The 18954-nt window shown below is 71.5% G+C and carries 20 protein-coding genes; 11 read left to right on the forward strand and 9 right to left on the reverse strand.

The genetic code is table 11. The features are described 5' to 3' along the window. Positions 1-119: 119 nt before the first annotated feature. Positions 120-1577, reverse strand: coding sequence for an MFS transporter (locus ACIGXW_RS20995; RefSeq protein ID WP_399574398.1), 1458 nt, complete (start codon positions 1575-1577; stop codon positions 120-122). 112 nt (positions 1578-1689) lie between these two features. Here ACIGXW_RS20995 and ACIGXW_RS21000 point away from each other — a divergent pair, with 112 nt between their 5' ends. The 3 genes from ACIGXW_RS21000 (at position 1690) to era (ending at position 4024) form a co-directional block, all read left to right on the forward strand. Further along, positions 1690-2601: a helix-turn-helix domain-containing protein gene (locus ACIGXW_RS21000; RefSeq protein ID WP_071965905.1), complete on the forward strand. Its 912-nt coding sequence runs from the start codon at positions 1690-1692 to the stop codon at positions 2599-2601. Between the two features lie 88 nt (positions 2602-2689). After that, the gene (locus ACIGXW_RS21005; RefSeq protein WP_071966719.1) at positions 2690-3037 is read left to right on the forward strand and encodes a cytidine deaminase; all 348 of its coding nucleotides are present in this window, start codon (positions 2690-2692) and stop codon (positions 3035-3037) included. 45 nt (positions 3038-3082) lie between these two features. Then, positions 3083-4024: a GTPase Era gene (gene era, locus ACIGXW_RS21010; RefSeq protein WP_071966590.1), complete on the forward strand. Its 942-nt coding sequence runs from the start codon at positions 3083-3085 to the stop codon at positions 4022-4024. An 18-nt stretch (positions 4025-4042) separates the two neighbouring features. Here the strand turns inward: era and ACIGXW_RS21015 are convergent, their stop codons facing one another. Both ACIGXW_RS21015 and ACIGXW_RS21020 read right to left on the reverse strand, forming a co-directional pair. After that, positions 4043-4309 (reverse strand): protealysin inhibitor emfourin, encoded by a 267-nt coding sequence (locus ACIGXW_RS21015; protein WP_399574399.1) that lies wholly within the window; start codon positions 4307-4309, stop codon positions 4043-4045. Positions 4310-4348: 39 nt separating this feature from the next. Then, positions 4349-5407: a M4 family metallopeptidase gene (locus ACIGXW_RS21020; RefSeq protein WP_399574400.1), complete on the reverse strand. Its 1059-nt coding sequence runs from the start codon at positions 5405-5407 to the stop codon at positions 4349-4351. Positions 5408-5730: 323 nt separating this feature from the next. On the opposite strand from ACIGXW_RS21020, the gene leuA reads away from it, so the two are divergent. Further along, complete coding sequence (gene leuA / locus ACIGXW_RS21025; protein WP_399574401.1) at positions 5731-7500, forward strand: 2-isopropylmalate synthase; 1770 nt, start codon at positions 5731-5733, stop codon at positions 7498-7500. A 200-nt stretch (positions 7501-7700) separates the two neighbouring features. After that, complete coding sequence (locus ACIGXW_RS21030) at positions 7701-8426, forward strand: TerB family tellurite resistance protein (RefSeq protein WP_071966594.1); 726 nt, start codon at positions 7701-7703, stop codon at positions 8424-8426. 15 nt (positions 8427-8441) lie between these two features. On the opposite strand, the gene ACIGXW_RS21035 is transcribed toward ACIGXW_RS21030, so the two are convergent. Beyond that, positions 8442-9212, reverse strand: coding sequence for a hypothetical protein (locus ACIGXW_RS21035; protein ID WP_399574402.1), 771 nt, complete (start codon positions 9210-9212; stop codon positions 8442-8444). Between the two features lie 183 nt (positions 9213-9395). Between ACIGXW_RS21035 and recO the strand changes: the two genes are divergently transcribed. Genes recO through ACIGXW_RS21050 form a run of 3 tightly spaced genes read left to right on the forward strand, consistent with a single transcriptional unit; the run spans position 9396 to position 11535 of the window. After that, on the forward strand, positions 9396-10142 hold the full coding sequence (gene recO, locus ACIGXW_RS21040) for a DNA repair protein RecO (RefSeq protein ID WP_071966596.1): 747 nt from the start codon (positions 9396-9398) through the stop codon (positions 10140-10142). 32 nt (positions 10143-10174) lie between these two features. After that, entirely contained in the window at positions 10175-10996 is an 822-nt protein-coding gene (locus ACIGXW_RS21045; RefSeq protein ID WP_399574403.1) for an isoprenyl transferase, read from the forward strand. Further along, positions 10993-11535: a YcxB family protein gene (locus ACIGXW_RS21050; protein WP_399574404.1), complete on the forward strand. Its 543-nt coding sequence runs from the start codon at positions 10993-10995 to the stop codon at positions 11533-11535. Before ACIGXW_RS21045 ends, ACIGXW_RS21050 begins: the two co-directional genes overlap by 4 nt. A gap of 74 nt (positions 11536-11609) precedes the next feature. Here the strand turns inward: ACIGXW_RS21050 and ACIGXW_RS21055 are convergent, their stop codons facing one another. The 4 genes from ACIGXW_RS21055 to ACIGXW_RS21070 form a co-directional block, all read right to left on the reverse strand. Further along, the gene (locus tag ACIGXW_RS21055; protein WP_071966599.1) at positions 11610-12020 is read right to left on the reverse strand and encodes a Fur family transcriptional regulator; all 411 of its coding nucleotides are present in this window, start codon (positions 12018-12020) and stop codon (positions 11610-11612) included. Positions 12021-12112: 92 nt separating this feature from the next. Further along, complete coding sequence (locus tag ACIGXW_RS21060) at positions 12113-13003, reverse strand: metal ABC transporter permease (RefSeq protein ID WP_071966600.1); 891 nt, start codon at positions 13001-13003, stop codon at positions 12113-12115. Beyond that, complete coding sequence (locus tag ACIGXW_RS21065; RefSeq protein WP_399574405.1) at positions 13003-13770, reverse strand: metal ABC transporter ATP-binding protein; 768 nt, start codon at positions 13768-13770, stop codon at positions 13003-13005. The genes ACIGXW_RS21060 and ACIGXW_RS21065 overlap by 1 nt, the downstream gene beginning before the upstream one ends. Before the next feature lie 20 nt (positions 13771-13790). Then, entirely contained in the window at positions 13791-14798 is a 1008-nt protein-coding gene (locus ACIGXW_RS21070) for a metal ABC transporter substrate-binding protein (RefSeq protein WP_399574406.1), read from the reverse strand. A 164-nt stretch (positions 14799-14962) separates the two neighbouring features. Between ACIGXW_RS21070 and ACIGXW_RS21075 the strand changes: the two genes are divergently transcribed. After that, the gene (locus tag ACIGXW_RS21075; protein WP_225659874.1) at positions 14963-16345 is read left to right on the forward strand and encodes a glycine--tRNA ligase; all 1383 of its coding nucleotides are present in this window, start codon (positions 14963-14965) and stop codon (positions 16343-16345) included. Positions 16346-16415: 70 nt separating this feature from the next. On the opposite strand, the gene ACIGXW_RS21080 is transcribed toward ACIGXW_RS21075, so the two are convergent. Beyond that, complete coding sequence (locus ACIGXW_RS21080; protein WP_399574407.1) at positions 16416-16973, reverse strand: Uma2 family endonuclease; 558 nt, start codon at positions 16971-16973, stop codon at positions 16416-16418. A 135-nt stretch (positions 16974-17108) separates the two neighbouring features. Between ACIGXW_RS21080 and ACIGXW_RS21085 the strand changes: the two genes are divergently transcribed. After that, a complete protein-coding gene (locus ACIGXW_RS21085; RefSeq protein ID WP_399574408.1) occupies positions 17109-18311 on the forward strand; it encodes a histidine kinase in 1203 nt (400 codons plus the stop codon). Then, entirely contained in the window at positions 18299-18943 is a 645-nt protein-coding gene (locus ACIGXW_RS21090; protein ID WP_071966720.1) for a response regulator transcription factor, read from the forward strand. Before ACIGXW_RS21085 ends, ACIGXW_RS21090 begins: the two co-directional genes overlap by 13 nt. The last annotated feature ends 11 nt before the right edge of the window (positions 18944-18954 follow it).

Raw genomic sequence — 18954 nt, forward strand, 5'->3', positions numbered from 1 at the left:
CCCTTTCACCGTTTCTTGTCCTCAATCGCCGGACGGGCTGGAAAATCCAGCCCGTCTGGGGGCACCTCCCAGCGGTAGCTGCGGGAGATTGAGGACCGGGGTCCGGGGCGGAGCCCCGGTCAGCGCCCCGCACGCGTACGCCGCAGGCCGACGGCCACCAGTACGGCCACCGCCGCCACCACCCCGGTGTCCACTGTCAACGCCAGTTTGATGCCGCCCAGCGTCGCCTCCCCGAAGCCGGCCCCCGCGTCCCGTCGCGCCGCGATGTCCGCCGACGCCAGGGCGCTCAGCAGGGGGATGCCGATCGTGATGCCCACCTGCTGGGAGCTGGTCACCAGGCCCGTGGCCAGGCCCTGCTCCCCGTCCGGGAGCCCCGACGTGGCCGTGACGCCGTACGCCACGATCGCCCACATGTGACCGACGCAGGCCAGCGACGCGCCCACCAGGGCCAGCCAGGCGCCCGAGGCCGTGCCCAGGAACAGCAGGGAGGCCGTGAAGCCGGCCTGGACCAGCATGCCCGTCACCAGCGTGGCGCGGGTGCCGAAGCGGGCGATGATCCTGGGGGCCGTCATGCCGGAGAGGGCCGCGCAGATGCCCAGCGCGCCGAAGATCAGGCCGGTGCGGACCGTCGACAGCCCCAGCACCTCCTGCAGGTACAGGGTGAGGAGGAAGATGACCGTGGTCATCATCGCGAAGGTGATCAGCCCGGCCAGGTTCCCCCAGGCCACCGTCCGCCGCCGCAGCATCGGCAGGGAAACCAGCGGCTCGGCGGCCCGGGACTCCACCACCACGAAGGCCACGAGCAGCACCACTCCGGCGACCAGCGTGACGAGGACGTCCACACCGCCGAAGCCCCGCTGCGCCGCCGTCGACAGCGCGTAGATCAGCGCCAGCAGGCCACCGGTCACGGTCACCGCGCCCGGCACGTCCAGGCGCGGCCGGTCGGCACGCCGGGACTCGGTCAGCAGGCCCGGCGCCGTCAGCAGCACGCCGACGCCCGCCACCGCGAGCAGCCCCATCGTGGAGCGCCAGCCCAGCCAGTCGGTCATCACGCCGCCCAGCAGCATGCCGATGGTGAAGCCCAGGGACATCAGCGTGCTGCTGATGCCCAGCGCCCGCTCGCGCTGGGGGCCCTCGGCGAAGGTCGTGGTCAGCAGCGACATCCCGGTCGGCACGATCACGGCCGCGCCCAGCCCCTGCAGCGCCCGCCCGGCCAGGAAGGACGCCGGGTCCCAGGCCAGCGTGGCCAGCACGGAGGCCACCGTGAACAGGGCCAGCCCCGTCAGGAACAGCTTCCGCCGCCCGTAGAGGTCGGCGAGCCGGCCGAAGAACAGCAGGAAGCCGCCCGAGGGCAGGGCGAAGGCCGTGACCGCCCACTGCAGGTCGGCCTGGCCCATGCCCAGGTCGTCCCCGAGGGCGGGCAGGGCGACGTTGAGGATGGAGAAGTCGAGCGCGACGATGAACTGCGCGGCGCACAGCACCAGCAGGATCAGCTTCGCGCGGGTGGTCATACGGGCGCCGGCCGGGGCCGGGGAGGTGTCGGGGCCGGATGTCCGGGGCAGGGAGTCGATCGCCATGCGATCACCCTCGGGCGTGCGGAATACCCGTGGGGAGAGCGCGCTTATGGTGGTGGTCGCACCACCAGGCAGAGGGCCCGGGGCGAGGCCGGGCAAGGCCGGACGAGGGGGAATGGTGACCGTTGCACCGTACGAGGGCCGGGACAGGCCGCGGCGGCGCGAGGAACTGCGCGAGTTCCTGATGAGCCGTCGGGCCCGGGTCTCGCCGGCCGAGGCGGGGCTGCCGGACGGCGGGGCCCGCCGCCGCACGCCGGGGCTGCGCCGCGAGGAGGTCGCGGTCCTCGCGGGGGTGGGCGCCAGTTGGTACCAGTGGCTGGAGCAGGGGCGCCAGATCACCGTCTCGCCGCAGGTCATCGACGCCGTCGCCCGGGTGCTGAGGCTGGACGGCCCCGAGCGCCGCCATCTGTACGTCCTGGCCGGCCTGAACCCGCCGCTGCCCGAGTCCGTGCACGACCCGGAGTACCTGTGCGACGGGCTGCGCCGGCTGATCGACGGCTGGCTGCCGTCCCCGGCGCACATCATGGACCCGTACTGGAACCTCGTCTCGTACAACGAGGCGGCCGGCCACGTCCTGGGCTTCCGGCCGGAGATCCGGCAGAACTGCCTGATCGACTTCTTCACCGACCCCGTCTACCGTGCCCGCGCCGCGAACTGGGAGCAGAACGCCCACCGCGTCGTCGCCACCTACCGCGCCGCCTGCTCGGAGCGCCCCGACGACGACGGCTTCAAGGAGATCGTGGCCGAGGTGTCCGCGGCCAGCCCGGAGTTCGTCGAGCTGTGGGCGCGCGGCGACGTGAGCCCCGGCGGCCTGCTGGTCAAAGAGTTCGCACACCCGCTGGTCGGCACTCTGTACCTGGAGAGCACCCAGCTGCGCGTGCCCGCCCGGCCGGACCTGACGATCGTGCTGCACAACCCGGTGCCGGAGACGGGCACGGCCGCGAAGGTGCGCTGGCTCGCCACGCCGGAGGGCCGCCGCGGCAGCATGTACTCCCTCGGCGGTCTGCTGGAGCGGGCGTCCGGCTGAGGCCCGTACATGACGGCGGTGTGACGGCCGCATGAAGGCCGCACGGGTGCCCTCGGGGGCCCGGCGCGGCCGCACCTATGCTCCCGGTATGACGGAGACGCTGGACCCCGAAGACCGCAAGCTCATCACCCTCGCCCGCGCCGCCCGGGCCCGCAACGCCGTCCCCGAGGGCGCGGCGGTCCGCGACGAGACGGGCCGTACGTACGTCGCCGGGACCGTGGCGCTCGACTCGCTGCGGCTGAGCGCCCTGCGGACGGCCGTGGCGATGGCCGTGGCCAGCGGCGCGAAGTCCCTGGAGGCGGCGGCCGTGGTATCCGCGGAGACGGCCGTGCCCGACGCGGACCGGGCGGCCGTACGGGACCTGGGCGGCCCGGACACCCCCGTGCTGCTCGCGGGTCCGGACGGCACCCCGGGCCCGGTCGTCACCGCGGGCTGAAGCCGCTGGTCGGCGGGGGCCGGACGATCGGGGAGAATATGAGGCATGGACAACGCCTCCTCCCCCTCCCAGGCCCCCCACCGCGCGGGCTTCGCGTGCTTCGTCGGCCGCCCCAACGCGGGCAAGTCGACCCTGACCAACGCACTGGTGGGGACGAAGGTCGCGATCACCTCCAACCGCCCGCAGACCACCCGCCACACCGTGCGCGGCATCGTGCACCGCCCGGACGCCCAGCTCGTCCTGGTGGACACCCCCGGTCTGCACAAGCCGCGCACCCTGCTGGGCGAGCGGCTCAACGACGTCGTGCGCACCACCTGGGCCGAGGTCGACGTGATCGGCTTCTGCCTGCCGGCCGACCAGAAGCTCGGCCCGGGCGACAAGTTCATCGCCAAGGAACTCGCGGGGATCAAGAAGACCCCGAAGATCGCGATCGTCACCAAGACGGACCTGGTCGACTCCAAGCAGCTCGCCGAGCAGCTGATCGCCATCCAGCAGCTGGGCGAGGAGCTCGGCATCCAGTGGGCGCAGATCGTCCCGGTCTCGGCCGTCGGCGACAAGCAGGTCTCCCTGCTGGCCGACCTGATCGCCCCGCTGCTGCCCGAGAGCCCGCCGCTGTACCCCGAGGGCGACCTCACCGACGAGCCCGAGCAGGTCATGGTCGCCGAGCTGATCCGCGAGGCGGCGCTGGAGGGCGTCCGCGACGAGCTGCCCCACTCGATCGCGGTCGTGGTCGAGGAGATGCTGCCGCGCGAGGACCGGCCCAAGGACAAGCCGCTGCTGGACATCCACGCCAACGTCTACATCGAGCGGCCCAGCCAGAAGGGCATCATCATCGGCCCCAAGGGCGCCCGCCTGAAGGAGGTCGGTATGAAGTCCCGCAAGCACATCGAGGCGCTGCTGGGTACGCCGGTCTACCTGGACCTGCATGTGAAGGTCGCCAAGGACTGGCAGCGGGACCCGAAGCAGTTGCGGAAGCTCGGGTTCTGACCCCCTGCGGCTGCCCCTCTACGCGCCTTCCTTCAGGACGGTCCGGATCAGTTCGCGCTGGTCCTCGGTGAGGTGCGGGTCCGCCGCGTGGACCGAGCGGCCGTCCACCTTGATCTCGTAGTGGAAGCCGTCCGGCACGCCCCTCGCCGGAGTCTCCCGGCCCGGCGCGAGGGCGCGGTGGGCCAGGGCCTCCAGGTGCGTGGCGTCGGGCCGGCCGCAGGTCTCCAGCTCGGCCCGGCGCTCGATGCCGGCGAAACCGCCGGTTCGGGTGATGACGATACGCATGGCGTCATCCCTACCCTGTCGGCTGCGGACTACGGGTCCTTACGCGGTGGGGACCCCCACCTGGCTCCACGCCTTGAGGACGGCCTGGAGCTCGTCCCCCTCGCCGAACAGCGAGCGCGCCGAGGCCACCGTCAGCCGGGCGAACTCGGCGAAGTCGGCGTCCGAGGACAGCTCGCCGCCGGTGAGCGTGGCGTACCAGATCTTCCCGGCGCGCTCCCAGGCGTTGCCGCCGAGGTCGGTGGCCAGCAGGTAGAAGGCGTGGTTGGGGATGCCGGAGTTGATGTGCACGCCGCCGTTGTCGCGGTTGGTGCGGACGTAGTCCGCCATGGTGGCGGGCTGGGGGTCCTTGCCGAGGACGTCGTCGTCGTAGGCGGTGCCCGGCGCCTTCATCGAGCGCAGGGCCGTGCCTTCGTCCACGCCCGGGCCCAGCAGCCCCTGCCCGATCAGCCAGTCGGCCTGGTCGGCGCTCTGCCCGAGCGCGTACTGCTTGATCAGCGAGCCGAAGACGTCCGCGCAGGACTCGTTGAGCGCGCCGGACTGGCCGTAGTACTCGAGGTTCGCGGTGTGCTGGACGACGCCGTGGGTCAGCTCGTGGCCGATGACGTCCACGGCGACGGTGAAGTCGACGAACGTGTCGTTGTCCCCGTCGCCGAAGACCATCCGCTCGCCGTCCCAGAAGGCGTTGCAGTAGCCCTCCCCGTAGTGGACGGTGGCGTCCAGCGGCAGTCCGCAGTCGTCGATCGAGTGCCGGCCGTAGACCTTGAAGAAGAGGTCGAAGGTGGCTCCGAGCCCGGCGTGGGCGCGGTTGACCGTCGCGTCCTTGGCGGGGGCGTCGCCCTCGGCGTGCACCTTCTTGCCCGGCAGCGTCTCCCGGTGCCCGGCGTCGTAGATCGTGCGCTGCGGCGTGTCGGAGGGCGTGCCGGCGGACGAGTCCGCGAACGCACGGGCCGCGGTGACGCGGCGGCGGGTACGCAGCACGCCGTCGTGCTCCAGGGTGCGGCGGGCGGGCTCGTAGAGCCGGGGGTCCTCGGCCTGGGAGAGCCTGTCCAGGACGTGCGGCGGCACGATCGTGCAGAAAACCGTCTTCTCTGACTTCATTGCGTCGTCCATGGCGGCAATCTGGCACCGGCCCCCCGCCTTGTCATGGCCCGGTGCAGTGATTAACACAAACGAGTGGCGAGGTTCCTTTACCGGCCACAGCCGGAGGCGCCCCATCCCGCATGCTGGAACGCCCCTACAGCCCCTCCCTGGCCTCGCGTAGTCTGCTGTGCATCATGCGTGACGTGCTGCTTCTTCTTAGCTGCCGCGGCGAGGGCCTGTAGACGTAGGCCGACCCCCTCCCCGCGGAGTTCGGTGTTGCCCAACGCCAGGAAAGAAGCCCGTCGGCCGTATCGCGCGGATCACCGAGGAGCCCTCCGCAGATGCCCGAGATCCACCCCTCCGTAGGCCGTCCCACGCCCGTCACCGCGGCCACCGTCACCCAGCGGCCGTCCGGAATGCCGGTCCACAAGTACCGCCCGTACGACGCCGTGGACCTGGCCGGCCGCAGCTGGCCGGACCAGCGCATCACCGCCGCGCCCCGCTGGCTGTCGACCGACCTGCGCGACGGCAACCAGGCGCTGATCGACCCCATGTCGCCCGCCCGCAAGCGCGAGATGTTCGACCTGCTGGTGCGCATGGGCTACAAGGAGATCGAGGTCGGCTTCCCCTCCTCCGGGGCCACCGACTTCGACTTCGTGCGGTCGATCATCGAAGAGGGCGCCATCCCCGAGGACGTGACGATCTCCGTCCTCACCCAGGCGCGCGAGGAGCTGATCGAGCGCACGGTGGAGTCCCTGCGCGGCGCGCACCGGGCCACGGTCCACCTCTACAACGCCACGGCCCCCGTCTTCCGCCGCGTGGTCTTCCGGGGCTCGCGCGAGCAGGTCAAGCAGATCGCGGTGGACGGCACGCGGCTGGTCATGGAGTACGCCGACAAGATCCTCGGCGACGGCACGGTCTTCGGCTACCAGTACAGCCCGGAGATCTTCACCGACACCGAGCTGGACTTCGCGCTGGAGGTCTGCGAGGGCGTCATGGACGTCTGGCAGCCCGAGGCCGGCCGCGAGATCATCCTTAACCTGCCGGCCACCGTCGAGCGGTCCACCCCCTCCACGCACGCGGACCGCTTCGAGTGGATGTCGCGGAACCTGTCGCGGCGCGAGTTCGTCTGCCTGTCCGCCCACCCGCACAACGACCGGGGCACCGCCGTCGCCGCCGCCGAGCTGGCCGTCATGGCCGGCGCCGACCGCGTCGAGGGCTGCCTGTTCGGCCAGGGCGAGCGCACCGGCAACGTCGACCTGGTCACCCTGGGCATGAACCTCTTCTCCCAGGGTGTCGACCCGCAGATCGACTTCTCGCAGATCGACGAGGTCCGCCGGACCGCCGAGTACTGCAGCCAGATGGAGGTCCACCCGCGCCACCCCTACGCGGGCGACCTGGTCTACACCGCCTTCTCCGGCTCCCACCAGGACGCCATCAAGAAGGGCTTCGAGGCGATGGCGACCGAGGCGGCCGCCGCCGGGAAGACCGTCGACGACATCGAGTGGGCCGTTCCCTACCTGCCCATCGACCCCAAGGACGTCGGCCGTTCGTACGAGGCCGTCATCCGCGTCAACTCGCAGTCCGGCAAGGGCGGCATCGCCTACGTCCTGAAGAACGACCACAAGCTGGACCTGCCGCGCCGGATGCAGATCGAGTTCTCGAAGATCATCCAGACCAAGACCGACGCCGAGGGCGGCGAGGTCACCCCGCAGGAGATCTGGTCGGTCTTCCAGGACGAGTACCTGCCCACGCCCGACAACCCGTGGGGCCGCATCATCCTGCGCTCCACGCAGACCTCCACCACCAGCGAGGGCACCGACGCGCTGACCGTCGAGGCCTCGGTGGACGGCACGGAGACGGTCCTCACGGGCACCGGCAACGGTCCGATCTCGGCCTTCTTCGACGCGCTCGCCGGCGCCGGGGTCGACGCCCGCCTGCTGGACTACACCGAACACACGATGAGCGAGGGCGCCAGCGCCCAGGCCGCGTCGTACATCGAGTGCGTGATCGACGGCAAGGTGCTGTGGGGCATCGGTATCGACGCCAACACGACCCGCGCCTCGATCAAGGCGGTCGTGTCGGCGGTGAACCGCGCGTACCGAGGCTGACTGACGGCCCCTTCGGGGGCCCCGGGCGGCTCCGCCGTCAATTTCGCGCCACCGAGAACACCGCTTCCGGTGGGCTCGGTGGCGCGGCGGGCCAGCAGCCGCCCGAACTCGGCGCCCGGGGTACTGACGCCGCATCACCGATGTGGCTAACATCACGTCAACGCGGCGACCAGGCCGTGGCGTTATGGAGGTGCGCCGTGATGCACGCGCAAGGCCGACACAGCCCGGACCGGTGCGTGGTGGGCGTACGCACCGTATGGCGCACGGTCGGGGACGGCGAGTTCTTCTGCCCGGGATGCGGCGGCGACCGCAACTACCACCGCCGCACGGGCCGCCGACGCCTGGTCGCCTTCGGGGTGCCGCTGCTGCCGCGCGGGCCGGTGGGACCCATCGTCGAATGCACGGCCTGCCGGGGCCGGTTCGCGATGGACGTCCTCGACCACCCCACCACGACCCGCTTCTCCGCGATGCTCCGCGACGCCGTGCACACGGTGGCCCTGGCGGTCCTGGCCGCCGGCGGCACGGAGGCCCGTACGGTGCGCCGGGCCGCGGTCGGGGCGGTGCGGGCGGCCGGCTTCGCCGACTGCAGCGAGGAGCAGCTGGTCACCCTCATCGAGGCCCTCGCCGCGGACACGGGCCGCCTTCCGGGGCGGTACGCGACGCCGCCGGAGGCCGTGGGCCGCGACGGCTTCGACCCCTGCGGCACGGCCCTGGCCATCGAGCTCCACGAGGCCCTGGAGCCCCTCGCCCCGCACCTGGCCCCCGCAGGCCGGGAGTCGATCCTGCTGCAGGGCGCCCGCATCGCCCTGGCGGACGGCCCCTACCGGCCCGCGGAGCGGGAGGTGCTGGCCACGGTGGGGCGGGCGCTGCTGCTGTGCCCCGAGGACACGGACCGGCTGCTGGCGGCGGCCCGGATGCCGTCGTAGGGGCCGCGGCGGCCCCTAGGCGGCGGAGGTCTCCTGGGCGGCGGCCCGGGCGGCCCTCCGCTTGCTCTCCGGCCGCCGCTGCCGCAGCACCTTGACGCGCCACACGGTGCCGAGCACGACGGGCAGCGCGCCGGCGGCGGCGAACACCAGGGCCGTCGACACCGCGTCCGTCAGCAGGGGCGCCCCGAAGCCGACGGCCGACAGCCAGGCCCCCGCGAGCGCGGGAAGGGCGATCTCCCAGGAGCGCAGCGCCCGGCCGCGGCCGGTGCGGAAGCCCGCCCGCACGGAGGTCCACAGGAGCGTTCCGCCCAGGGCGAGCAGCCCCAGGGCGGCGGCGAACGGCAGGCGGTAGGCCTCCTTCGGCTCGTCCGCCGTGAACTGCCGCCTGCCGTGGAAGTCGACGGCGCGCACTTCCAGCCGCCAGTACGTCGCGGTCACCCGGTCGCCGGGCGAGACGGCTCCGAAGACCGACGACGGTCCGTTCATGTCGACGCGGCGGGAGGCCCCGCCGGGCTCGGCGAGGGTGAGCCAGTGGTGCTGCGTCCTGCCCTCGGCCTCGGTCGCCTTCTTCTTCACGACGACCTCGACCGGCTTGCGGCACTCCCGGGGCGTCTCGTCCGGCAGGCACGCGGCCGCCGTCGCGAAGGTCCGCGCGTCGGTGCGCTTGCCGGGCACGGTGACGGACAGCAGGAACACCGCGGCGAGGATCAGGACGGCACCCAGCGCGGCGGTGGCGATGACCGGCCAGCGCGTGCGGCGCGGCCGATGACGGCGGCGCGCGCTCACCGGGTTCTCACAGGCGAAAGCGTGATCGACATGGCGCATATTCTGCCTGCGTCCGGAGTCGGTTGTTCCCCCCTGCCACAGGCCGGTCCGCGCCGTCCCGCGGGTACGCGAGAATGACCCCATGCTGCACTCTCCCGGGGGACAACCCCCGTACCCCCGGCCGGGCACCCGTGGGGGCGGGCGATGAGCCTCTTCCGCGACGACGGCATCGTGCTGCGCACCCAGAAGCTGGGCGAAGCGGACCGCATCATCACGATCCTCACGCGCGGCCACGGCCGCGTGCGCGCCGTGGCGCGCGGGGTGCGGCGCACGAAGTCGAAGTTCGGGGCGCGGCTGGAGCCGTTCTCGCACGTCGACGTGCAGTTCTTCGCGCGCGGCAGCGAGCTGGTCGGGCGCAGCCTGCCGCTGTGCACACAGAGCGAGACCATCGCTCCGTACGGTGGCGGGATCGTCACCGACTACGCCCGCTACACCGCCGGCACCGCCATGCTGGAGACCGCCGAGCGGTTCACCGACCACGAGGGCGAGCCCGCCGTGCAGCAGTACCTGCTGCTCGTCGGCGGGCTGCGGACGCTCGCCGCGGGGGAGCACGCCCCGCACCTCATCCTCGACGCGTTCCTGCTGCGCTCGCTCGCCGTCAACGGCTACGCGCCCAGTTTCGACGCGTGTGCGAAGTGCGGCATGCCCGGGCCGAACCGGTTCTTCTCGGCGGCCGCCGGCGGTGTGGTCTGCGGTGAGTGCCGGGTGCCCGGAAGCGTCGTACCCTCCTCGGAGTCGATCGGGCTCCTCAGCGCGCTGCTGACCGGGGACTGGGCGACCGCGGACGCCTGCGAGGCGCGGTACGTCCGGGAGGGCAGCGCGCTCGTGGCGGCGTATCTGCACTGGCATCTGGAGCGGGGTCTTCGCTCGCTCCGGTACGTCGAGAAGTAAGCGAAACCAGGGATCAAGGAGAAGTGGCACCCATGGCTGTACGCGGGATTCTGGGCCGTTCCCGACGCGAGTACCGCACCCCCGACCCGCACCCCTCCGGCGCCCGGCCGCCCAAGATCCCCGGTGAGCTCGTCCCGAACCACGTGGCGATCGTCATGGACGGCAACGGCCGCTGGGCCAAGGAGCGCGGCCTGCCGCGCACCGAGGGCCACAAGGTCGGTGCCGAGCGCGTGCTGGACGTCCTGCAGGGCGCGATCGAGATGGGCGTCGGCAGCATCGCCCTCTACGCCTTCTCCACCGAGAACTGGCGGCGCTCGCCCGACGAGGTGCGCTTCCTGATGAACTTCAACCGCGACTTCATCCGCAAGACCCGCGATCAGCTCGACGAACTCGGCATCCGGGTCCGCTGGGTGGGCCGTATGCCCAAACTGTGGCGGTCGGTGGCCAAGGAGCTCCAGATCGCCCAGGAGCAGACCAAGGACAACGACAAGCTCACGCTGTACTTCTGCATGAACTACGGCGGGCGCGCGGAGATCGCGGACGCGGCGCAGGCGCTGGCGGCCGATGTGAAGGCGGGCCGGCTCGACCCGTCGAAGGTCTCGGAGAAGACCTTCGCGAAGTACCTCTACTACCCGGACATGCCGGACGTGGACCTCTTCCTGCGCCCCTCCGGCGAGCAGCGCACGTCCAACTACCTGATCTGGCAGAGCGCCTACGCCGAGATGGTCTTCCAGGACGTCCTGTGGCCGGACTTCGACCGCCGCGACCTGTGGCGCGCCTGCCTGGAGTACGCCTCGCGCGACCGCCGCTTCGGCGGGGCGATCCCGAACGCGGTCGAGGAAGGCGGCGCGTGAGCGAGACGGTCCCTCCCGGCCTGGCGGCGGACTCGCTGACGTTCGAGTACGAGCTGACGCCCGCCGACATCCGGTCCGGACTGCAGGGCCGCACCCGGGCCGTGCGCAGCGCACGGTTGCAGAGGGTCCTGCTGCCCGTCGGCTACGCGCTCTTCGCGACCGCCCTCATCGCCCCGAACGGGCCCGCCGGGGTGGAGCTCAAGGACTGGATCGCCCTGGCGGTCGGCGCGGTGATGGTGCTGCTGATCCTTGTCATGCCGGTTGTGCAGGCCCGTGCCTTCCACAAGACGGCGCGGCTGCAGGGGCGGATGCGTACGACGGTGGACGCCGGGGGACTGTCCGGCGCGTCGGCGCAGTCGTCGCAGCGGATGGCGTGGCCGCTCTTCGGCCGCTACGTCGAGCGGGGCGACGTCTTCGTGCTGCTGAGCGCCGACAAGCGCGGCGGGTGCATGAGCATCCTGCCCAAGCGCGCTCTCGCCGCCCCCGGCGACGTCGACCGCCTCCGTGCCCTGCTGGACGCGCATCTGGCGCGCGTCTAGGACCGCGCACACGTCAGCGCATACGTCACTGCCCCGGGAGCCGTCCGGCTCCCGGGGCAGTGACGTACATCGGGTCAGCGCTTGGCCGCGCACTCCCCGCACGTACCGAAGATCTCGATGGTGTGGGCGACGTCGACGAAGCCGTGCTCCTCGGCGATGGAGTCGGCCCACTTCTCGACGGCCGGGCCCTCCACCTCGACGGCCTTGCCGCACAGGCGGCACACCAGGTGGTGGTGGTGTCCGCTGGAGCAGCGGCGGTAGACCGCCTCGCCCTCGCTGGTGCGCAGGACGTCGACCTCGCCGGCGTCGGCGAGGGACTGCAGGGTGCGGTAGACGGTGGTCAGACCGACCGAGGCACCGCGGTGCCTGAGCATGTCGTGGAGCTCCTGCGCGCTGCGGAACTCGTCCACCTCGTCGAGCGCGGCCGCGACCGCGGCCCGCTGCTTGGTGGCCCGGCCGCGTACCGGGGGACCGGCGGTCGCCACAGTTGCCTCCTCAAGCTCGCCTGAACACCTAACTCACGTGTTGCCACGCCAATTGTGCCAGGCCCGGCGGCCGGGGCCCGCCCGGCCGCCCGTCAGACCCGGACGTCGTCGGCGGCCGTGGGCGCGTCCGGCTCGGCGAGGGTGCAGCGCTCGGCGGCGGCCGCCCTGTCCGCCCGTTTCCTCGCCAGCGGCGTGGCCAGCAGGGTCAGGGCGATGAAGACGCCGATGGCCATCAGCACGATCGTCGCACCGGAGGGCACGTCCACGTAGTAGGACGTGGCGGTGCCCGAAAGGGTCACCAGCACGCCGACGGTCACCGCCATGGCGAAGGTCGTCGCGAAGCTGCGGGCGATCTGCTGGGAGGCTGCTACGGGGATCACCATCAGGGCGCTGACCAGCAGCAGGCCGACCACGCGCATGGCGACGGTGACGGTCACGGCGGCGGTGACGGCGACCAGGAGGTTCAGCAGCCGCACCGGCAGGCCGGTGACGCGGGCGAACTCCTCGTCCTGGCAGATCGCGAACAGCTGCTTGCGCAGGCCGACCGTGGTCAGGATCACGAACGCCGCCAGCAGGCAGATCGCCACGATGTCCTCCTGGGAGACCGTGGTGATCGACCCGAAGAGGTAGCTGGTGAGGTTGGCGTTGGAGCCGTTGGGGGACAGGCTCATCAGCATCACGCCGCCGGCCATGCCGCCGTAGAAGAGCATGGCGAGGGCGATGTCGCCGCGCGCCTTGCCGTAGGAGCGGATCAGCTCCATCGCCACGGCGCCGATCACGCAGACGGCCGTGGCCACCCACACCGGGCTGGTGTTGAGGAGGAAGCCGAGGCCGACGCCGGTGAGGGCGACGTGGCCGATGCCGTCGCCCATCAGCGCCTGGCGGCGCTGGACGAGGTAGATGCCGATGGCGGGGGCGGTGATGCCCACGAGGAGCGCGGCGAGCAGCGCCCGCTGCATGAAGGCGAGTTCGAGGATCTCCATCAGCTCAGCAGCCCCGTTCGGATCGGTTCCGCGGCCGGGTCGGCGTGCGGGTGTACGTGGTCGTGGCCGGGCAGCGCGTGCTGGCCCACGGCCTTGGGCGGGGCGCCGTCGTGGACGACGCAGCCGTCGCGCAGCACGACCGCGCGGTCGATGAGGGGCTCCAGCGGGCCCAGCTCGTGCAGGACGAGCAGGACCGTGACGCCGCGGGCCACCTGCTCGCGCAGGGCGGCGGCGAGGACCTCCTGGCTGGCGAGGTCCACGCCCGCCATGGGCTCGTCCATGATCAGCAGTTCGGGCTCGACGGCCAGCGCGCGGGCGATCAGCACCCGCTGGTGCTGGCCGCCGGAGAGGGCGCTCACGGAGTCCTTGAGCCGGTCCGCCATGCCGACCAGCTCCAGCGCCGCGACCACGGCCTCCCGGTCCGCCTTGCGGGTCGGGCCCAGCTTCGTCCGGGCCAGCCGGCCGGCCGAGACGACCTCGCGGACGGTCGCGGGCACCCCGCTGGCGGCGGTGGTGCGCTGCGGTACGTAGCCGACGCGGGCCCAGTCGCGGAAGCGGCGCTGCGGGGAGCCGAAGAGCTCCAGCTCGCCGCCGGTCAGCGGGACCTGTCCGACGATGGCCCGTACGGCCGTGGACTTGCCGGAGCCGTTGGCGCCCAGCAGGGCGACGACCTCGCCGCGCCGGACGCTCAGGTCGACGCCGCGCAGCACCGGGCGGGAGCCCAGCGAGGCCGTGGCCCCGCGCAGGGATATGACGGGCTGCTCCATGTCTGCCTCCTCAGGTGCGCTCACTTGGTGCCGAGTGCCTTGCGCAGGGCGGTGAGGTTGGACTCCATGACCTCGATGTAGTCGCGGCCCTTGGAGTCGTCCGTGATGCCCTCGATGGGGTCGAGTACGTCCGTCTTCAGGTCCAGGTCCTTGGCCAGCGTCTTCGCCGTGCCGGGGCTGGCGAGGGTCTCGAAGAAGACCGTGCCGACGTGGTGGTCCTTGGCGAGCTTGTGCAGGTCCTTCATGCGGGCGGCGCTGGGCTCGGACTCGGGGTCGAGGCCGGCGATGGCCTCCTCGGTCAGGCCGTAGCGCTCGGCCAGGTAGCCGAAGGCCGCGTGGGTGGTGATGAAGGTGTCCGAGGCGCGGTTCTTCAGCCCGTCCTTGAACTTCAGGTGCAGCGCGTCCAGCTTCTGCACCAGCGCGTCGGTGTTCTTCTCGAAGTCACCCTTGTGGTCGGGGTCGGCCTCGGCGAAGGCCTTGGCGACGCCCTTGGCGACCTCGGCGTACTTCACCGGGTCCAGCCAGATGTGGGGGTCGCCGCCGGCCGCGTCGTGGTCGTGGCCCTCGTGGCCGTGCTCGTCGCCGTGCTCGTCCTCGCCGTGCTCGTGCCCGCCGACCTCGGTGCCGTGCTTCTCCAGCTGGGTCAGGGATGCCGCGTCGACGGCGTGCTTGTTTCCGGACTGCTTGATCGCCTCGTCCACGGCGGGCTGCACGCCCTTGAGGTAGACGATCGCGCCCGCGTCGGCGAGCGAGCCGGTCTGCTTGGGGGTGAGCTCCAGGTCGTGCGGCTCGACGCCCGGCTTGGTCAGGCCGGTGACCTTGACGTGGTCGCCGCCGATCTCCTTCGCCAGATACTCCATCGGGTAGAACGACGCCACGACCTGCAGCTTCCCGTCCTTGGTCCGGCCGGATCCGCCCTCGGCGGAGCAGGCCGAGAGGGTGACCAGGCCCAGCGACGCGGCGAGGGCGACGGCGGCGGTGGTTATTCGGCGGCGGGGGCGAAGGGGACGGATCGGACGTACGTTCATGACACTCATTTTCAACAAAAGTGGAAACGATTGTCAACAGCGGCCCGGGTCGTCCTGGTCTGGCTGGAAGGGTCAAGCCAAGGCCAGAGCCGATTTGATGAGAGGGGGTACAGCGCCGGTAACCTGAACCATTCGCTGTTCGTCGTCGCAATGAAGAGAGCACCGTGGCCGCCGACAAGATCGACACCATCGTCAGCCTGAGCAAGCGCCGTGGCTTTGTTTTTCCGTGCAGTGAGATCTACGGCGGCCAGCGTGCCGCCTGGGATTACGGACCGCTGGGCGTGGAGCTCAAGGAGAACCTCAAGCGCCAGTGGTGGCGCTACATGGTCACCTCGCGCGAGGACGTCGTCGGTATCGACTCGTCGGTGATCCTGGCCTCCGAGGTCTGGGTGGCCTCCGGTCACGTCGCCACCTTCAGCGACCCGCTGACCGAGTGCACCTCCTGCCACAAGCGCTACCGCGCGGACCACCTGGAAGAGGCGTACGAGGCCAAGCACGGCCGCCTGCCCGAGAACGGCCTGGCCGACATCAACTGCCCCAACTGCGGCAACAAGGGTCAGTTCACCGAGCCCAAGCAGTTCTCCGGCCTGCTCTCCACCCACCTCGGCCCCACCCAGGACTCCGGCTCGGTCGCCTACCTGCGCCCCGAGACCGCCCAGGGCATCTTCACCAACTTCGCCCAGGTCCAGCAGACCTCCCGGAAGAAGCCCCCCTTCGGCATCGCCCAGATGGGCAAGTCCTTCCGCAACGAGATCACGCCGGGCAACTTCATCTTCCGCACCCGCGAGTTCGAGCAGATGGAGATGGAGTTCTTCGTCAAGCCGGGCGAGGACGAGCAGTGGCAGGAGTACTGGATGGAGCAGCGCTGGAACTGGTACACCGGTCTCGGCCTGCGCGAGGAGAACATGCGGTGGTACGAGCACCCGAAGGAGAAGCTCTCCCACTACTCCAAGCGCACCGCTGACATCGAGTACCGCTTCCAGTTCGGCGGCAACGAGTGGGGCGAGCTCGAGGGCGTCGCGAACCGCACCGACTACGACCTCGGCGCGCACGCGAAGGCCTCCGGCCAGGACCTGTCGTTCTTCGACCAGGAGGCCGGCGAGCGCTGGACCCCCTACGTCATCGAGCCCGCCGCCGGTGTCGGCCGCGCCATGCTCGCCTTCCTGCTCGACGCGTACGTCGAGGACGAGGCCCCCAACGCCAAGGGCAAGCTGGAGAAGCGCACGGTGCTGCGCCTCGACCCGCGCCTGGCCCCGGTCAAGGTCGCCGTTCTGCCGCTCTCGCGCAACCCGGAGCTGTCGCCGAAGGCCAAGGGCCTGGCGGCGGACCTGCGCAAGAACTGGAACATCGACTTCGACGACGCCGGTGCGATCGGTCGCCGCTACCGTCGCCAGGACGAGATCGGCACGCCGTTCTGCGTCACCGTGGACTTCGACACCCTCGAGGACAACGCGGTGACCGTGCGCGAGCGCGACACGATGAAGCAGGAGCGGGTTTCGCTCGACCAGATCGAGGGCTACCTGGCCAGCCGCCTGCTGGGCTGCTGACGCCGGTCGGCTGACGCTTGACCGAGGGCCCCGGTACCGCTGCATCAGCGGTGCCGGGGCCCTCGGTTGTTCAGGCTTGCCAGCCGGTGGTGTCGAGCTCGCAGTCGAAGGGGGCGGGGATGTGCACCGTTCCGCCGAATTCGATTCGGGTGCTGGTGCGGTAGCCGTGGTCCGACGGGTCGGAGTGCACGGTGACCGTGTCCTTCAGCATGTCGACGAGTACATAGACGGGCACACCGGCCTTGCCGTACGCCTCCGTCTTCTCGCCTCGATCGACATCTGCTGTCAAGGCACATGCCAATTCACCAACGAGGGACAGTGCCCCTCCCGGCAGGAAGATGCTGTCGACGTGCACCGCCTCCGTGTCGGCGATGTGAAGGTCCGGGCCATAGGCCCGGGACTGTCCGTCGAACCGGTAAAGATAGGGGCGGCACCACGCCCTGTGACCTTTGGGCGTATGCGGGCGCAGTTGCTGGATGAGTTCCTCGACGATGAGGGTGTAGCTGGCCTTGGACCACGGTGTCACGACGATCTTTCCCCCGATGATCTCCGTGCGGTAGCCGTCCGGGAGGCCGGCGTCGACCTGCTCGAGAATCCTGCACAGCTCCTTGAAGTCTGCGTGGCTCACATGGCTCCTCGCGTGAGTAAGTGTGGCGCTACGCAGCGTAGTCGCGGCCACTGACAACCGGTGGTGCTGCTTGCACCCCGGAACGGGAGCCAGTGCCATTCCGCGCCGCTGACCTGGGCACATAGCGTGTGACCCATGCGAATCCCCACCCCCCTCCGGCGCCCCTTCGACGGCGTCGGCCGTTCCGTCGCCTTTCTCGCCACCGGTGTGCTCGTCCAGCTCGGCGGGCTGCTCGTGCTGGCGCTGCCGTGGCTGAACGGGGGGCCGACGAGGGCGCTGAGTTGTCTGGCGGCCGTGGTCGGGATGGGGGGTGTTCTCGGGGCCGCCTGCCCCGTGCTGACGCGGATGCAGCGGGCGCGGTTCCGGGGACGGCTCGGGGTGGAGATACCGGCGGCCGGGCGGTCCTGGTCCTGGCGGCAGCTGGGGTACCACCTGGTGGCGGGGCCGGCGGTCGCCCTGGGGGCCGCGTGCGTACTGACGCTGGGGGCGGCCTCGGGAGTGGCGGCGACCGTCTACGTATGGGTGTGGGCGCTGCCGCCCGAGACGCGGCTGGGGCAGGCCGGCTACGCGGTGCAGGCCGCGTACGTGAGCGCCGCCGGGCTCGCCGGGCTGTACGCCTCGGCGTGGCTGTCCGGCGCGCTGGCCCGGCTCGACGTCCGGGCCGCGACCCGGCGCCTGGGGCCCAGCCGCGCGGAACAGCTGGAGCGCCGGGTGGAGGAGGTCACCGAGAGCCGCGCCGGCGTCGTGGACGCGGCCGACGCCGAGCGGCGGCGCATCGAACGGGACCTGCACGACGGCGCCCAGCAGCGACTGGTGTCGCTGGCGGTCAACCTGGGGCTGGCCAAGGTCACGATGCCCGATCTGCCCGACGACGCCCGCAAGGTGATCGACGAGGCGCACCGCGAGGCCAAGGAGGCCATCGCCGAGCTGCAGGACCTCGTGCGCGGCCTGCACCCGGCGGTGCTGGAGGACCGCGGCCTCGACGCCGCGCTGTCGGGCATCGCCGAACGGGCGCCGCTGCCGGTGCGGCTGACGGTGGATCTGCCGTCACGGCCCGCGCCCACGATCGAGGCGGTGGCCTACTTCGTCGTCTCCGAGGCGCTCGCCAACGTGGTAAAGCACGCACAGGCGTCGAGGGCCGACGTCACGGTCGAACGCTTCGGGGGGATACTTCTCCTCGTCGTCTCCGACGACGGCGTGGGCGGAGCCGACCCCTCGGGCGGTACCGGGCTGGCGGGGCTCGCCAAGCGCGTCGCGTCGGTCGACGGCACGTTCTCGATCAGCAGCCCCGTGGGGGGCCCGACCGTAGTCACCGTGGAGCTGCCGTGCGCGCCGTGATCGCCGAGGATTCCGTCCTGCTCCGTGTGGGCCTGGTGAAGGTCCTGGAGACGGCCGGATTCGAGGTGGTCGCGGAGACCGGTGACGCGGAGGCGTTGCTGGCCGCGGTCGAACTGCACCGCCCCGACCTCGCCGTGCTCGACGTCCGGATGCCGCCCGGCTACACGGACGAGGGGGTACGGGCCGCGCTCGACCTCCGTGCGCGCCGGCCGGAGGTGGCGGTGCTGCTGCTGTCGCAGTACGTGGAGGAGCGGTACGCCACCGACCTGTTGACCGGCGAGACGGCCGGCTTCGGGTATCTGCTCAAGCAACGCGTCGCCGACGTCGAGGAGTTCATCGACGCCCTGCGCCGGGTCGCCGCGGGCGGTACGGCCCTCGACCCGCAGGTGGTCTCGCAGCTGCTGATGCGCCGGCACAGCGATCCGCTGGACCGGCTGACGCCGCGTGAGCGCGACGTGCTGGCCTCGATGGCGGAGGGGCGCTCGAACGCCGGGATCGCCCAGCACCTGGTCGTCAGCGAGAGCGCCGTCGCCAAGCACATCAACAGCATCCTGGCGAAGCTCGACCTGCCGAAGGCGGACGCGGACCACCGGCGGGTGCTGGCGGTCCTGCGCTTCCTGGGCGTGGGCTGACGGGGCCCGGG

The sequence above is a fragment of the Streptomyces sp. NPDC053079 genome (genome assembly GCF_044546695.1).
Lineage (GTDB): Bacteria > Actinomycetota > Actinomycetes > Streptomycetales > Streptomycetaceae > Streptomyces.